We start from the raw sequence: 17413 nt of genomic DNA, 5'->3' as shown, positions 1-17413 counted from the left end.
GGTTCCCGAAGCGTCTCGGGGTATTTACTAACGAGAACAAAAATATACTTGGTTTTTTTACTATGCAAGTTTTGCGAGAAAAACTACGTAAAATATTACGTATTTTCTCCTATTTTATTTCTAAGGTGTTGATAGTAAACAAAATAAAAAGGTCCCTTTGTGGGGACCTTTTCTCAAAAGCAATTGGTTCTAAAAAATTATTGAAGGGTGACCTTATAAGTATGGGTATTTCCGGCTTCCACTACCTGTACAATGTATAAACCACGATGTAATGAGCTGGTAGAGAGTTCGGTGCGGTTGGATACCACATTGCGGCGGGTTTCCAGTACCTGACCGGTGGCGTTATACAACAGGATGTCAACACCACGACCAGGATCTCCAGCCAGGTTGACCACAATGGATTCACCGGCGGACAATAACGTGGGTCGAACATCTACAGACAGGCCTTTTCCAAAACGAACAAAGGCTACACGGCTATACTCAAAACGACCATCACGATCGACCATTTTCAACCGATAATAACCTGTGGTCAATTGACGACCAACATTTACATCAGCATATGTATAAGAACCTGCTGCACCATTATTTCCAGCCACCAGTCCGATTACTTCAAATGAACCGGTTCCGGATGCTGAACGTTCGATCTCGAAATGATCAAAATTCACCTGGGCTTCGGTTTCCCATTGCAAACGGGCATCATAACCAACAGCCTTAGCGGTAAATCCGGTCAGGTTAACCGGAAGGGTAGCCAATGCCAACGAACCTACAGCGCCAATCCCCATCCATTGTTGATTGGGGTTGGCAGGCGATTGCGCTCCACAAGAATAAACTACGGTAAAGGATTTTACATTTTGGTTGCCAAAAGTGACAGTGGCATAATTGAGGTCAAAGAAAATATTATCCGCATTTCCCTCGAGAATATTATTGTTGACACCACTTACAGCCTGATAAGAAGCTGGAAGTATCAATGGATAAACAGTTTGACCCGCATTATTGACCCCCACGATCGTGATACGATCATCCCAGCCTACACCTGTATTTTGGTCCACATCATACAGACGAAAGTTCACACCGATCAAAGGTGCGCTCAGTGTAAAGGCATACGTGAGTGAGTTGGCAGATGAGGTCCAATCCACCTGAGTGGTGAGCTCGGCCACATTGAAAGCATTGTAGCTGGGACGGTTGTTAATGAACTGCTGGTTGCCCGTTATCTGAAGATTCAGGGTTACACCGGCAGAAGTGTTGCTAAATGTCAAACCGCCATTGGGAAAACCAGCCCAACTAAACTGGGGTTGGGCAAATACAGCCAAACCCATACCCATAAAAAGAACAAACAGAAATAAACGTAGATTTTTTTTCATACCACATATTTAATGACAAATGATAATACAGCCTTCAGGGGGTATCAGTGGTATTTCAAAAAGGGAGGGGATCTGGTTCTCAGGTAGAAAAATGGAAGTGGGTTACAAAAATAGGCGGGTTTTGATTCCCACAAAATGATCCTAAATAAATTATTGGCTCTTTTTTTTTAAAAAAAAGCCCCGCATTCAGCGGGGCTTCCAGTGGATATCAAAGTCGAGCTTAACCTATTGTAAAACAATCTTTTCCGTTGTAATTCCTTCCCCACCCTGCAAACGGATCACATACAGCCCGGCCTGCCAGCCTTGGGTGGAAATCTCCAGGCTTGACTGCTGGATGGATTTTTTCTGATAGATCAGCTGTCCGTTCAGGTTCCTGACTTCCACATCCCAACCCCGGCCCAGGTCACCAGCCCGATTGATCGTTACGGTTTGTCCAGCCAATAAAAGATTAGGTCTGATATCGGTGCTAACCCCTTTTGCAAAACGAACCAGGGCCACCCGGCTATAGGTAAATTGTCCATCCCTGTCCACCAACTTCAACCGGTAATAGCCCGAGGTCAGTCTTCTGGCCACTTCGCGGTCAATATATTGATAGGAACCTGAAGATGCATTATTTGCAGGAATAACGGCGATGCGTTCAAAATTTCCGAAACCCGAACCGGAACGCTCCACTTCGAACTGAAGGAAATTGATCTGTGCGGCTGTTTCCCATTCCAGTCTTGTATCATTTCCAGCAACGGTGGCCACAAAGCGGGTAATGGTCACCGGTAGTGTGGAAGTAAAGGGAATGGTGATCGTGGCCGGGCTGGTATCTTCCAGGCCTGCATTATCGATACCTGCATATGCGATCGTTACATCAAGCACCCCATCGATGGGATCGTATTCAATGGTTTGGGTAGGTTCACCCAGCGCATTGGTGGGAATAGTGACACCGGCACCTGGCCATGTACCTGAAGTGTACGTGGTTCCATTGATCGTAATGGAAGTAACATTGCCCGGGAATGCCGTGATGCGTACAGCGGTTACTGTACCTCCATCAGGGTCAGGTGCAGCAAAGGCTGTTGGCGGAAGGACAAGTGTAATTGTGCCTCCGGGGTTGACCTGATTGGGTTGGGTATTATCGGTACTCGCAGGAGTTCTTTCAATGCCAAAATTCACATTGGTAACATTACTGGTGCCAACGGTTACCGATTGTGTGCCATTCGGGCTCAGGTCATTGCCTGCACCAGCACCCACATTTTCACCGGTAAACACCCAACCCGAAGGAAGTGCATTGGCACCCGGTGTTGCGCCGGTGGCCAATTGCGTGGTGCTGATCCGTACACTATAGGTTGTTGAGTTCAGCAATGCCGGAAAAGTATAGCTTCCATCCGGTTGAACGGCTACTGAGGATATCACTTTATTACTCACCGGATCCACCAGGTTCACATATAAGGGACTACCCCCAGGTGAATTGGTGGCTGTGCCATTCACGGTAGCATCCGTCAAACCATTCAGGTCATTATAAATATTCCCGCTCAGCGAAACGGTACTTCCCTGGAAATAACCGCCACCCGCCATCATATCCAAACCACCATTGGCGCCGGCATCTGTATTGGATGGAACATTCGTGAGCCCGGTCAGGTCCATTGCCGCAGTTACATCCGCTGGAAAAACAGAGATCCCATAGATGGTGGTACCTGCCGGGATGCCCAAACTGGAGAAGGAGATAAATACCCCTGAAATGTTTTGCGATCCAATGTCCTGCTTAGCCCGCAGGTTAGCATCGGAACCTGTGCGGCGGCTCATAACCCGGCTGATGATAGCCGGACCAACAGATCCCCAGTTGGCCGTGGTAACCGAAAGCAGCGACCCCAGTGTACTGACCGTGTTCGAACCTGTGAGACTCGTAATGGCTGTTACTTTGAAATTATCATTTCCGCTCCGCTCATTGATCAGAAATCCTTGCCGCGTGGGGTTGACACAAAGTATACCACCTGTTTTGATCAGGTCAATGCGTTCAATATTTGCCTGAGTCGTGGGTGAATTGGAAAAGGTATTATCAGAACCCCGGTTACAAACAAAACTGTTGATCACACCTTCCATGGTGCTGATATACGAAGGCGCATAGTAAAGATTATTTCCTGAAGAAGCCGTGTATTCATACAACGCATTGATCGTATCACCACCGGAAGTAGGATGTCTGTTCACGATCACGGATTCAAAAGGCAATCCACCGGCGCTGGGCATACGGCTATAGGTTACGGCACCGATCGCAAAACCGGTTACCTCACGTTCTAAACCAGCGCCCCCCGAATTGGTTTGTCCATAAAAATGAGTGAAGGTAGTACTCGTGGGATAGGGTGCGGCCCCATTCCAACCCAGGTTGCTGTTGGAGGAGGTGGTGACCGTTGTATTATTCACGATCGTATAGGATGTAATGGGTGTTTGGGCTTGGATCACTTGCGTAAAAGCAAATAAAAGCAGTAGCATAAGGACATTCCTCATGGGATACCAATTTTGGTTTAAATGATTAATGATGTGTTTGGAAATGGAGACTCCGGATAGAATGGAGTTTGGTACGGTGGCGGGAAAAATCAAGAGGGTACGGATCGTAATTCTCGTTCTTTCCTATGCAAATGTAATTAATATGTAAGGGTAAACCCTTAGGTATAATAAAAAAAGTTGTCCCCAAAAGGAGACAACTTTTCTATTACTTATCTAACGAGTGTTAGGCTTTGTATTGGGGAATCAGGGCATTGGCCAGATCCAGCATTTTCTTCAGGCCATCTTCGGGAAGATTTCCTTTTTTGAATTCGGCCAGTACATCGGGAAGTTTGTTTTCCATTTCCATCAGGAAATGTTCCTCGAATTCTTTTACGCGTTTTACGGGTACGTCTTTGATCAGACCATTAGTACCCAGGTAGATAATGGCTACCTGTTTTTCAACGGCAAAGGGTGAGTACTGGGGTTGTTTCAGGATCTCTACGTTACGGGCACCTTTATCCAATACGTTCTTGGTTGCGGCATCGAGGTCACCACCAAATTTGGAGAAGGCTTCCATTTCACGGTAAAGGGCCTGATCGAGTTTCAGTGTACCAGCCACTTTCTTCATCGATTTGATCTGCGCGTTACCACCCACACGGCTCACGGAGATACCCACGTTGATGGCGGGACGGATACCGGAGTTGAAGAGGTTGGTTTCGAGGAAGATCTGACCATCCGTAATGGAGATTACGTTGGTCGGGATATAGGCAGATACGTCACCTGCTTGTGTTTCGATGATCGGGAGGGCGGTCAGGGAACCACCACCTTTCACCAGGTGTTTGATCGAATCGGGTACATCGTTCATGTTGCGGGCCACTCCGTCATCGGAGATCACTTTGGCGGCACGCTCCAGCAAACGGCTGTGGAGATAGAATACGTCACCAGGATAGGCTTCGCGGCCGGGAGGGCGACGGAGCAGCAGGGATACCTCACGGTAGGCCACAGCTTGCTTTGACAGATCATCATAGATGATCAGTGCAGGGCGTCCGGTATCGCGAAAGAACTCTCCAATGGCTGCACCAGCAAAGGGGGCATAGAATTGAAGAGGTGCGGGATCTGAAGCAGAGGCGGCTACGATGATGGTATATTCCATGGCACCTGCATCTTGCAATGTCTTCATCACTCCGGCAATGGTAGAAGCCTTCTGGCCGATGGCGACATAGATACAATAAACAGGTTTGCCTGCTTTATAAAATTCCTTCTGGTTGATGATCGTGTCGATACAGATGGCGGTCTTACCGGTTTGACGGTCACCGATCACCAATTCACGTTGTCCACGTCCGATCGGGATCATCGCGTCAATGGCTTTGATACCTGTCTGCAAAGGTTCTTTTACCGGCTCACGGAAGATTACCCCGGGGGCTTTCCGCTCAAGCGGCATTTCATAACGTTCACCGGTGATGGGTCCTTTTCCATCAATGGGTTCACCCAGCGTATTTACCACACGGCCTACCATGCCTTCCCCAACTTTGATCGAGGCGATCTGACCGGTACGGCGCACTTTGGATCCTTCTTCGATGTTCCCGGTTTCTCCCATCAATACCACACCCACATTGTCCTCTTCCAGGTTCAGGGCAATGGCCCTTACGCCATTTTCAAATTCTACCAGTTCACCGTAACGGACATTACCCAGTCCGTAAACACGGGCGATACCATCACCCACCTGCAATACGGTACCTACTTCTTCCAGGTCGGCACTGGCATTAAAGTTGCTCAACTGCTGGCGCAGAATGGCACTTATTTCGTCTGGTTTGATCTCTACCATTGTATGAACAGTTTATCTTTTTTTGAATGTTCCTTATCTGACTTTATAAATGAAATCGTTGTTCTCAAATTGGCGGGCAACTTCGCGCAGGTCGTAGGCCACACTGGCATCCACCAATTTATCCCCTACCTGGATCACAAATCCACCCAGAATATCCTCGTTCACTTTTGTCTCCAGTTCGATCTTTTTCATTGGGGTTGTGTTCCGCAAATGATCCAGTATCTGTGTTTTCAATGCTTCGCTGGCAGGAACCGCGGTGGTTAGTTGAACGGTATAAATATCATTGTAATTTTTATACTGTTGAATAAAGGCAGCGATCACCTCAGGTAAATACCCCTCACGGTTCTTGGTGATGAGCAAACGGTTGAAGGAGTTAACGGTCACCCCGATCTTTCCGGCTGTAACAGCTTCTACGATCTTCCGCTTGGTCTCATTCTTGATCACCGGGCTTCTCAGCAGGGCGACAAAATCGGCATTGCCCTTGCAAATGACCTGCAGCACTTTCATGTCAGCATACACCTGTTCCAGTTCGCCTCTCTCTAAAGCGAGGTCGAGCAGGGATTTGGCGTAGCGTGCGGCGAGACGTGGGTTCAGCATATGCTAATTTGGAAACTTGTGAATTTAATTCAGTTTTACTTCGTTTACGAGGCCGGAGATATGTGCTTCCTGGGCTTCTTTATTCCCCAATTCTCTTCTCAGCACTTTCTCTGTCACCTCGATCACCAGTTTACCCACTTGATTTTTTACATCCGTGAGGGCAGCCATTTTCTGTGCGTTGATCGCGGTTTGCGATTCGCTCATGATCTTATTGGCTTCCAACTTGGCTTGTTCTTTGGCTTCGTTGATGATCCGGTCCTTGGTTTCCCGGGCTTCCTTAAGCATTTGGGCTCTTTCTTCACGGGCCTGGGCCATCAGCGCTTCGTTCTCGCTTTTCAGTTGGGCCATTTCAGCCTTTACTTTCTCGGCAGTAGCGAGTGAATCGGCAATGGTCTGCTCACGGTCTTTCAACCCTTTTACAATCGCAGGCCAGGCATACTTCTTCAGAATGAAGAAAACGATCAGGAAAGCCAGCAGGTTCCAGATGAGCAAACCGGCTTCGGGGATCAGTAGGTCGATGGTCAGTAAAAACATATCGTGATTTCTAAAAATTTTAAAAGAGAAAAACTGCATCCGTTGCCCTGTGCGCGGGATGCAGTATTTTTTTTAAACGAACATGGCCAGGATACCTGCGATTACCGCAAAGAGGGCAACACCCTCTACGAAGGCGGCGGTCAGGATCATGTTGGCACGAATGTCGTTAACAGCTTCCGGCTGACGGGCGATGGCTTCCACCGCGCCTTTACCAATCTGGCCGATACCAATACCGGCACCGATGGCTGCAAGACCGGCACCAATGGCACCACCTGCATTTGCCCAGGCTGTTGTACTCAACAAGACGATCAATAAATCCATACTTGTGTTTTATAATGATTAAAAAAATAAACGTTTTAATGGGCCGCGTGGGCTTCATCATGATGCGCCCCTTCCATGGCCTGTCCGATAAACACGGCCGTCAGGTTTGTAAAGATGAAGGCCTGGATAAAGGCGACCAAAATCTCGATCATATATATAAATACAGTAAAGGCTATGGATACGGGTGCAAAACCCCAACCAATACCCTTGCTCATATTCGCGAAAATGAAAATCAGGGAAATAAGACAAATGATGATAATGTGCCCTGCCAACATATTGGCGAAAAGCCGTATGATCAGCGAAGCGGGTTTGGTAAAGATCGCTCCAATGAACTCAACCAGGGCGATGATGGGCTTCATGGCGCCGGGAACCGGAGGATTGAAAATATGTCCCCAATAATGTTTGTTGCTGCTAAACAGGATCACGATCAGTGAAATGATCCCCAACACCGCGGTAAAGGCGATATTGCCGGTTACGTTGGCAGAACCGGGTATCAACCCGAAAATATTGTTGATGAGAATAAAGAAAAAGATGGTCAGCAAATACGGAAGGTATTTGGCATATTTATCACCCAGGTTGGGCTTGGCCACTTCATCCCGTACAAAGGTCACCACCGGCTCAATGGCATTTTGCCAGCCTTTGGGTGAGGAACTAACACCAGTGCCGCTTTTATAACGTTTGGCAATGGAGGTCATCAACCAAACCAGCAGGATCAGGGCGATGAACATTTGCACTACGTTACGGCTAAGAGAAACATCCAGCACTTTTACGGTTTCATCGGGAGTAATACCATCTTCCTTTACGGCAATGACTTTACCATGAGAAAGACGATACCCTTTATAGGCTTCATGTCCGTGATGAAATTTGGAAGACATGAACACATCCAATCCGCGTTGAGGAGAATAAAGAATCACTGGCAGGGGAAGGGTTACGGGGTGCTTTTCACCATTCTTTCCGGGCAGGTCCATGAAATGAAACTCATGGGCATTTAATACGTGGTCAAAAATCACTTCCTGGGCATTGAAAGCGCCCTTCTTTTCTTCGGCATGTTCGGTCTTGGGAGCACCGGTTTCATGCCCTTCCTCGTGACCATGATCCTGGGCACGAGTGACACCCGGAAAAACCACCAAAAAAACGCTGAAAGCCGCTACAGTAAAGGATTTTAGTAATCTCGACATCATACCCATCCCAAAATTTGGCGCAAAGATAGGGGTCGGAGGTGTAAATGCCGAAAAAATGGAAAAATCCTTTTAGGCGGGAGGGGTGAGACGTGAGTTTCGTGAGACGTGAGGCGTGAGGCGTGAGAGGTGAGTTTCGTGAGACGTGAGGCGTGAGAGGTGAATAGTGAATGGTGAATAGTGAATAGTGAATGTAGTACGGTGTATTGTCGAGTCTACCTCTAAAAATCAATAACTTATAACCCATTACGGCATCCACCACTCACTATTCACCATTCACTATTCACTATTCACTATTCACCATTCACCTCTCACGCCTCACGCCTCACGAAACTCACGTCTCACGCCTCACGCCTCACGCCTCACGTCTCACGAAACTCGCGCCCCACAACCCGCTGTTTTTCAAACTGTAACTGATAAAGCCGGTGGTAATATCCTCCCCTTTCCAGCAGTTCCTCATGGGTGCCCATTTCCCTTACTTCCCCCTTATCCATCACCAGGATCAGGTCGGTGCGGCGGATGGTGGAAAGACGGTGAGCGATGATGATGGAGGTACGTCCGGAAATGAGTTTTTCGGTAGCCTCCTGAATCAGTTGCTCACTTTCCGTATCAATTGATGAAGTGGCTTCATCCAGGATCAGGACGGCCGGATTGTACAATAAAGCCCGGATAAAGGACAAGAGCTGTCGTTGACCCAGAGAGAGCGTGGCCCCTCTTTCCCGCACATTATAATCATACCCACCTGGCAGGCGAAGGATAAAATCGTGCATGCCGATGAGTTTGGCAGCTTCCACGACCCTTTCGCGGGGTATTTCTGGATTGCGGAGGGTAATATTATCCATGATGGACCCGGAAAAGAGGAATACATCCTGTAATACAACACCTATTCTGGCCCGTAGAGCATCCAATTTATATTCCCGGATATCTACTCCATCCAACAAGATCCTGCCCTCCCCTGTTTCATACATCCGGTTGAGCAAACTGATGATCGTGGTCTTTCCACTACCGGTATGCCCCACTATGGCTACTGTTTTTCCGGGTTCGGCCTGAAAGGAAACCCCCTTTAACACCGGTTTGCCGGGTACATAGGAGAATCCGACTTTATCAAACTCGATCCTTCCTTCCACCCGGGCAGGAGCATGATCGCCTTCATTTTTAATAAAGTCATCATTGTCGAGCACTTTGAACACCCTTTCCCCGGCCACCATACCCATTTGCAACACATTGAACTTATCGGCGATCACACGGAGGGGTCGAAAGATCAGGTTCAAACAAAGGATAAAGGCCATCAGGGTACCCTGGCGGTTTTCTCCCAATGCCAATGCCTGGTGTGAGGTTTTCCAGACCACCAATCCAATGGCCGAGGCCAATATGATCTCCACAATAGGAAAGAAGATGGAGTAAGCAAAGATGGCATGGATATTTGCATTGCGGTGTTCCTTATTGATCTTCCGGAATTTCCCAAACTCTCTTTCTTCCGCCGCAAAGGCCTGAACCACCGCCATACCCGTCAGGTGTTCCTGCACAAACGCATTGAGTTGGGCTACCGCGTTGCGCACACGATGGAAACTCTTGTTCACCGAATTCTTAAAATAATAGGTGGCCAGGATAAGTATGGGAAAGGGGATCAACGCCACCAGTGTCAGTTTCCAATCTGCCCAAAACATATAACCTAATACACAAATGATGGATAACAGGTCGGCAATGATAGGGATCAGGCCATCTGCAAAAACATCATTGATCCGTTCAATATCATCCACGGTCCGGGTGGTGAGCGTGCCGATCGGTGTTTTATCAAATTGGGACAGGTTCAGGTGGAGTACCTTATTGAATACTTTTACCCGCATGTCTTTCACCACCGATTGGCCCAGCCAAGCGGTTATATAGGTAAACCAAAACCGGATGGCGGTTTCCACCAGCAATAAGCCGATCTGTATCACGGTGATCAGGATCAATCCTTCCACCAATCGCCCGGCAATATATTTATCAACTGTTTGCTGAATAAGAATGGGGCGTATGGGAGTAAATACGGCCAGTACAATGGCCAGAACCACTGACAACCAAAACCGTCTCTTGTACGGTGAGGCAAAATGCATGATCCTCCGGAGGAGGCTTAAATCAAGCAGACTTTTGGATGTAGTTGAAGACACGGAAGGATTTGAGAATTTGAAAAATATCCATTTAACCTTTAGCCATAGCAATACGATAACCCTTTATAAATATCGCTCCCAGGTTCTTATAGGGAGGGATATAATCATCAAATTTTTCGCGTGCAGCCGCGTTCTTGCTAAATCGGACTGAAAGGCGCTGCCACATACCGATCCAGTCAATGTCCTTACCCGCCAGCAGACTGTTATTGATCTCTTCCAGGATGGGTTCGTTCACCGATTTTGTCCCCACCTGCTTGGAAGAAATGATATGTGCATCACTGCTGATTGAGAGTACATCATTCAGGTTATTATAACCTCCACAGGAACCCAGCACGACTATACCCGCTGAAGGAGCCAGTTTCTCCAGTGTGGAAGGCAAATGATAACTATGCCCCCGGTGAATGACCACCGTAGGATGCAGATTGTTGGCTTTGAGGTATTCGCCCAATCGGATCTGCGCCTGTTCATCCGGATCATCATCCCCCAGTTTGGGTTTATTGGCAAAGATCCAGACCGATTTCCCTTTTACCGATTTGATCGTGACCCAGTAGTCATTCTCACTGATGCTCCAGTCTGGTTTGCCTTTGAACATGGCCATGAAGTTGATAAAGGACAATTGTCCATCCTGATCTTCATCTCCATAAAAAAATACTTGTTGGATAACACGCGCGGAATCATCCGACAACATATCATAATTCACGGTATAGACTGGTGGAATGCCTAATTCTTTGGAAAGATCAATGGGCTTGGTAGAATCGGCTGACAGAAAAAGTTTATACAAAAGGTCATAGATCACCATGCCCCGGCGGTTATTGGCGTTGAAATTCTTCCGGTAATTGATCTTTACATTGGTGACCATATCCTCGGCTACCGTTTTATTGGTTTCCGAGATACTGCCATAGGAGTCGGCCACATCCACTCCTTCTTCCAATCCTTCTCCATTTTCCAGACCGTTGACAAAGGCGGTCATCAGCGTTTGTGCATCATTGTGATTCGGGAAAGCACCCAGAAAATCGCTGAGTGTATTGTACCCTGCCGCCATCTTGATGAATTTCCGGAACTTATCAAAGCGCACCAGTTTCAGCAGGGAATCGGGACGGTGATTTACTTTGGCCATCATCAGGGGATAGACGCCTTTTACATAGCTGGACGTATATATTTCCCCATCGCTAAGAACAGCGAGATAATATAACTCCTGTGCATTGAGTGATTGCAATACCCTGAACCGTACCGCATCAGGTTGATCGTGCAGCCCGTTGATGACATTGATGTAGACATCGGTGGCCTTCTTTTTCAACATATCCGCCAAAGCCTTAAAACCATAGGTAGTATCACCGGCAATGGCCCTTTCTACATAATCAATACGCGTCCTGACCAATAGTTTATAATACTCCTCCGCATCATTCTTAACGGCGTCTACTTCGCGTTGGCTCACTTTGCCTTTAATGATATTGTCGAGAAAAGGAAAATACAACTGCCCGCTACCACCGCTTACTGCCATCCGGGAAATGGTGCTGATCAGGGGATCTTCCAGCTTTCGGATCCGTGCACTCAGTGCATTATTGGCTGAGGCATAATCGTACAGGCTCATTGGGTAGCGATAGGCGGCTACTTTGATCAGGCTGTCCGCATAAGGCAGATCGGGGTACTGCCTGAGTGTGAAAAATATCTGAGATGGGTTGAGCTCACAATATTTCCGGATGATGATCTGCCGACAGGTCTTTATGGAAGGGTTCAGGTCAAATGCGGCTGACCGTACCAGGGGCAGGGCTACTGCATAAGGAAGCGATTCAACCAGGCTATCCAGTGGTTTATTGTCCCGGTCCCAGGCAATAAACTCCTCATAAGTGGCCAGGACCCGGGGCAGGTTGAGGGCTGCTTGCCGATCGCGGGTGGTATCTGTATTCAGGTTCTTCAAAATCTCCTCTAAACCACGGATATATCGCACTTTGACTGGATGTGGATAGATGGAATCCTTTTCAAACTGGTACTGGAGGGCATCCACCCGGGTAACCAGGGCATCGGTCAGGATAAAATCAATTTCTTCATTCCCGGTTGGCTTGTAGGATCGGTCAGCCTGACCGTCGGCAGCCAGGGCCATGGTCTGCTGTTTGTCCACAAAATCATGGTACAAAGCGCGGCGGATATCCGGCTTCAGGTCCTGGGCAAAAGATGCGACAGGGCCCTTCAGGACCAGGATACAGATAAAACAGGTATAAAGTATTGATTTGGACATACCAAACGAAAGACAAATTTAATACCCTATATCCACTTTTTACTAGTAATCCGGTGGGCAACCCAGTAATTATTAACTTTATATTAAGTCTATGTTATGAGCGACTGGGACAAATCCCATCAAAACAATTTCCTTTAGGTTTGCGCAAACTTTAGCATCTCATGGCCGAAAAAAAATCCAGAAAGGTATTGATCGCAGATGATGAGCCGGATATTCTCGAGATCCTGAAGTATAACCTGGTCAATGAAGGCTACCAGGTTTTTACGGCAAAAGACGGGGATGAAGCATTGGAAAGGGCCAAATTCGCCCTGCCTGATCTGATTGTGCTGGACATCATGATGCCCAAAAAGACGGGGGTGGAAGTTTGTAAGATCCTCCGTTCCCAATCGGCTTTTAAGGAAACCCTGATCTTGTTTCTTACCGCGTTGAGTGACGAGGAAACCCAGATCAAAGGCCTTGAAACGGGAGCCGACGACTATATCAGCAAACCCATTAGTCCCAAGGTCTTTATCAGCCGGGTGAATGCCCTTTTCCGCCGGCTGAATAAATCCGAGGTCAAATTGATCAAAGTAAATGGCCTGACCATCGACCCCGAGAAATTCCTGATCCAACTCGACGGCAAGGAAATCGTATTAGCGAAAAAAGAATTTGAGTTACTTTATCTCCTGGCATCAAAACCGGGGCGAGTTTTTCTTCGCAATGAGATCCTCAGCCAGGTATGGGGAAATGATGTCATTGTTGGCGATCGCACCATTGATGTACACATCCGCAAAGTGCGCCAAAAACTCGGCATCGATTGTATCCGCACCGTGAAGGGGGTGGGGTATAAATTCGAGCTTTGACCAGGATGGGGTTGGGTGGATGTTGGATTTTGGATGACAGATGACAGATGACGGATGACCGAGGAGAGATGTTGGATGTTGGAGAGGGGTGATACTGTTTCGTTTATACTGGCTTTGTTTTCAATATATTTATTTTGACATAGGTCATCCAACATCCAACATCTCTCCTCGGTCATCTGTCATCCGTCATCCGTCATCTGTCATCCGTCATCCGTCATCCGTCATCTGTCATCCGTCATCCGTCATCTGTCATCCAAACAACCCCATCCTGGTCTATCTTTGCCCCATGTTCGATACCAAAAACCTCTCTCCCAAACAGCTTTCCCTGTTTACGGCATTGATCCTTTCGATCCCCGTAGCCCTGGGTATCTATGTATTGAATGGAAATTGGCAACATGCAGCCATTGCCTTTGGCCTCATGTTGATCGGTGGATATGCCTTAATTCTTTTTACCCTTGAAAAATTCATTTACCGGAAGATCAAGTTGATCTATAAAATGATCCACCAGACCAAAGCGAGTAAACGCGAAGAGACATACTACAAATATATTTTACCCAAAAAAAGCATTGATGAAGTAAGAGAGGATGTGGAAGCATGGGGAGAACAACAACAGAAAGAGATCGACATGCTCCGGAAGAATGAGCAATTCAGAAAGGAATTTTTACAGAACCTGGCGCATGAATTCAAGACCCCGGTCTTTGCCATACAGGGATATGTGGATACGCTCCTGGGAGGAGCACTTTTTAATCCCGAGGTCAATAAGGCATTCCTGGAAAAAACATCCCGTAATGTGGAAAGACTCTCCAATCTGATTGATGACCTGGATGAAATCTCAAAACTGGAGCGGGGAGAATTAATGTTGTACAAAGAAAATTTTGTGATACAGGATCTGATACGTGAAGTGTACGAAGTTCTTTCCCTGAAGGCAGAACCCCGAAATATCCGTTGTGCGATCAAGAAAGGGTGCGAATCCCCACTGTATGTCTTTGCCGATAAAGAAAAGATCCGACAGGTTATAACCAACCTCGTTGAGAACTCTATCAAATATGGCAAAAACGGTGGTACGATCACCGCCAGTGCTTACAATACGGATGGAAAAAGAATACTGATCGAGATCAGTGACGATGGTATGGGTATCCAGGAAAGACATCTTCCCCGGATATTTGAACGATTCTACCGCACGGAACGTGGGCGCTCTGTAGATGTTACCGGCTCTGGTCTTGGTCTTGCCATCTGTAAACATATTGTAGAAGCCCATGGTCAAACCATTCATGTGCGTAGCACAGAAAATATTGGTACTACGATCGGGTTTACGTTGAATGCGAGGCGAGAGGGGTGATTTTTCGGGAGACGTGAAGCGAGAGGCGTGATTTTTCGTGAGGCGTGAGACGTGAGGCGTGAATAGTGAATAGTGAATGGTGAATAGTGAATAGTAAAAACATATAACTTACAAACCCAAATATTTCTCACATCTCACATCTCACATCTCACATCTCACATCTCACATCTCACGTTTCACGTCTCACTATTCACTATTCACTATTCACCATTCACCATTCACGCCTCACGTCTCACGAAAAATCACGCCTCCCGAACCACCACCTCCTCCGCCAACCCAAAACTCAATGTCATCCCTGCCCCACCGACACCATTGATGATGGTTACACCACTTTCGGGTTGTAGCACCCATTCCGTTCCGCCATTGGTGAGTTTGGGATAAATGCCGTTCCAGGTCTCAATGACCTGTTCATTGGGAAAGCGTGCAAATTGAGAAAGGTAATCGAGGATCAGTTGATTAATATACTGCCGGTCAAATGGGTCATGCGTCGGTCCGTATTCATGTGAATCGCCTACCGTAAGTTCACCGGCCTGGTTTTGAGAAACCATCACATGAATACCCCATTTCAGTAATTCAGGATAATCCTGTTCAAATTTTTTCTTCAATCCGTCCAAAGAAGGGGCCGCCCGGAAACTGGTATAATGTGCCAGAGAGAGTCCGCCACAAAGCGCGGGGCCGATCCGTTGCCCATTGGGCTGACCGGCCATACGCATCATTTGAAGTTTACATTTTGTAATGGGCGCTTCCTGGAAAAGTTCGGGATAAAGCGTTTCAAAATCAGCACCACTACAAACAAAGATCCGGTCTGACTCCCACATTTCTTTTCCGGCATATACGGCAGGATAGGCAATATCGGTAACTGCTTTATCCCAAATAAATTTTACACCATATTTTCCTTCGAGCCAGTTAGGAATCAGGGCAATGGCTTGTCGGGGATCTACAATGGTTTCAGTCGGACTAAACCATCCACCCAATAATCCCTCTGGTTGTGAAAAAGGGGAACAGGCCCTTACTTCATTTGCATTCAGCAAACGGGTTTGGCGATGACCGTAAGCAACTTGTAGTTCTTCCAACACCTGCCATTCCTCCGGTCGGTAGGCCAGGTGCAGAGAGCCAACGGGATCAAACCAGATACCGGCCTCAGTACAAACATCTATCCATATACTTCGCGAACGCATTGCCCTTTCATATAATACACCATCCGGTTGACCTATTGGCCATACCATTCCAAAATTGCGAATGGAAGCGCCAACAGCCCGGCTGGATCTTTCTATGACAGTGACCTGATATCCTTTAACAGCGAGGGCGCGGGCCGTGGCAAGACCTGCAATTCCGGCACCAATAACGATGGCTTTAGGCATAGTGTATAATTGAGGAAGCTAAAGTGTGACGATTGTATTTTCGTTTGAAATAAAAGGCGGCGATGCTGGTCATCAACACGCCTATGGCAGAAACCCCCAACACCAACTGTATATAGAAATCTGTCCAGGATAAAGAGAAATTTCCAAAATTCTTTATGAGCAGAACCGCATCACTCCCTAAATAACCAAACGCATCGGCCACATAAATGATAAACCCTGCCGTACTGACATAGCGAAAGGAAGCGATAAGTCGCTCAAACAACATACAATTGAACGGAACATAACCCATGTACAATCCGGTACCTGTGAGAGTCATCCACCAGAATGGAGAAATCCATCCGGCCTGGAACAGAAGGGTGCTGATCGCTGCCAGAAAGAACCCCAATATCACCAGGGTATGATTGACCATCAGTGCACGCATATTACTGCGGATGGAAATCAACAGGGCCATCAAAACCAGGATGACAATCGAAGGCACTAATTCACTCGTTGTATAGATCGAAGAGTCATTCTCCAGGTTTTGTTCTTTCCAGATATTGGCGGCAAAATTGCTACGGTAATCACGCAGGATGGTGAGAAGTATATAGGTGAGCACCAACAGTAATAATCCCGGAAAGAAATGCCGGATGAATTTTCGCCGTTCGGCTTTATTCATCGTGCGTCTTTCAGTACGTTGAGCAATGTCATCAGCGGTAGGTGGTGGGGTACGATCAAGTAGCCAGGTAAAAAATAACAGCGGGAGAAAAAATACAAGTCCGGTCATGAACGGCATCCACCAGATATTGGTATCTAGCATTTTCATCACCCATTTACCGGCGCTTTGGGTGAATCCCGAAGCAAATATGAAACTGGCGGCCAGCACGGCACCCAGAAATTCCGTTGTACGCCGACCTTCAATGTAGCTGAATACGATACCGTAGATCATGCCCAGCGGCAAACCATTGATCAAAAGAAAAATAATGTTGTATGGAGCGGGTACAATGGCAAAAAGTAAAAGCGCGATCCATCCGATACCGATCAGTTTGATCACAGCAAGAAAACGGGTTCCTTTATTCAATTCGGCGATAAAGCGAATGCCCACAAACTTACTCAGCGTATAACCTGTTGTTTGGGCAATCACCAACCAGATCTTGTAATCGATATTCAAAAAGCGAAGCGCTCCAAAATCGGCAACAGTAAAAGGTTTGCGATAGGCATACATAC

At 47.2% G+C, this 17413-nt stretch carries 13 protein-coding genes; 2 read left to right on the top strand and 11 right to left on the bottom strand.

What is annotated here, in order from left to right; translation table 11 throughout:
- Positions 1 to 197 precede the first annotated feature (197 nt).
- The 9 genes from J0M30_05210 to J0M30_05170 all read right to left on the bottom strand — a co-directional run bounded on the left by J0M30_05210 (position 198) and on the right by J0M30_05170 (position 12668).
- Positions 198 to 1361 (bottom strand): T9SS type A sorting domain-containing protein, encoded by a 1164-nt coding sequence (locus J0M30_05210; GenBank protein MBN8666883.1) that lies wholly within the window; start codon positions 1359 to 1361, stop codon positions 198 to 200.
- A 225-nt stretch (positions 1362 to 1586) separates the two neighbouring features.
- Positions 1587 to 3848, bottom strand: a complete 2262-nt coding sequence (locus tag J0M30_05205; GenBank protein MBN8666882.1) for a T9SS type A sorting domain-containing protein — start codon at positions 3846 to 3848, stop codon at positions 1587 to 1589.
- A gap of 223 nt (positions 3849 to 4071) precedes the next feature.
- Positions 4072 to 5652 (bottom strand): F0F1 ATP synthase subunit alpha, encoded by a 1581-nt coding sequence (locus J0M30_05200; protein MBN8666881.1) that lies wholly within the window; start codon positions 5650 to 5652, stop codon positions 4072 to 4074.
- Positions 5653 to 5685: 33 nt separating this feature from the next.
- Positions 5686 to 6249, bottom strand: a complete 564-nt coding sequence (atpH, locus tag J0M30_05195; protein MBN8666880.1) for an ATP synthase F1 subunit delta — start codon at positions 6247 to 6249, stop codon at positions 5686 to 5688.
- A gap of 24 nt (positions 6250 to 6273) precedes the next feature.
- On the bottom strand, positions 6274 to 6768 hold the full coding sequence (gene atpF, locus J0M30_05190) for a F0F1 ATP synthase subunit B (GenBank protein ID MBN8666879.1): 495 nt from the start codon (positions 6766 to 6768) through the stop codon (positions 6274 to 6276).
- Positions 6769 to 6855: 87 nt separating this feature from the next.
- On the bottom strand, positions 6856 to 7104 hold the full coding sequence (atpE, locus tag J0M30_05185) for an ATP synthase F0 subunit C (GenBank protein ID MBN8666878.1): 249 nt from the start codon (positions 7102 to 7104) through the stop codon (positions 6856 to 6858).
- A 35-nt stretch (positions 7105 to 7139) separates the two neighbouring features.
- Positions 7140 to 8285, bottom strand: coding sequence for a F0F1 ATP synthase subunit A (atpB, locus tag J0M30_05180; protein MBN8666877.1), 1146 nt, complete (start codon positions 8283 to 8285; stop codon positions 7140 to 7142).
- A gap of 359 nt (positions 8286 to 8644) precedes the next feature.
- The gene (locus J0M30_05175) at positions 8645 to 10378 is read right to left on the bottom strand and encodes an ABC transporter ATP-binding protein (protein MBN8666876.1); all 1734 of its coding nucleotides are present in this window, start codon (positions 10376 to 10378) and stop codon (positions 8645 to 8647) included.
- Between the two features lie 85 nt (positions 10379 to 10463).
- Positions 10464 to 12668 (bottom strand): hypothetical protein, encoded by a 2205-nt coding sequence (locus J0M30_05170; GenBank protein MBN8666875.1) that lies wholly within the window; start codon positions 12666 to 12668, stop codon positions 10464 to 10466.
- 161 nt (positions 12669 to 12829) lie between these two features.
- On the opposite strand from J0M30_05170, the gene J0M30_05165 reads away from it, so the two are divergent.
- A complete protein-coding gene (locus tag J0M30_05165; protein ID MBN8666874.1) occupies positions 12830 to 13510 on the top strand; it encodes a response regulator in 681 nt (226 codons plus the stop codon).
- A gap of 286 nt (positions 13511 to 13796) precedes the next feature.
- Positions 13797 to 14849 (top strand): HAMP domain-containing histidine kinase, encoded by a 1053-nt coding sequence (locus J0M30_05160; GenBank protein ID MBN8666873.1) that lies wholly within the window; start codon positions 13797 to 13799, stop codon positions 14847 to 14849.
- A gap of 242 nt (positions 14850 to 15091) precedes the next feature.
- Here the strand turns inward: J0M30_05160 and J0M30_05155 are convergent, their stop codons facing one another.
- On the bottom strand, positions 15092 to 16210 hold the full coding sequence (locus tag J0M30_05155; protein ID MBN8666872.1) for a TIGR03364 family FAD-dependent oxidoreductase: 1119 nt from the start codon (positions 16208 to 16210) through the stop codon (positions 15092 to 15094).
- Positions 16203 to 17411, bottom strand: coding sequence for a hypothetical protein (locus J0M30_05150; GenBank protein ID MBN8666871.1), 1209 nt, complete (start codon positions 17409 to 17411; stop codon positions 16203 to 16205). The genes J0M30_05155 and J0M30_05150 overlap by 8 nt, the downstream gene beginning before the upstream one ends.
- Between the last annotated feature and the right edge of the window lie 2 nt (positions 17412 to 17413).

It is taken from the genome of Chitinophagales bacterium (assembly GCA_017303415.1).
Taxonomy (GTDB): domain Bacteria; phylum Bacteroidota; class Bacteroidia; order Chitinophagales; family Chitinophagaceae; genus SpSt-398.
Note: the sequence above shows the minus strand (reverse complement) of the source record. Positions and strands in the feature narration are given on the sequence as shown.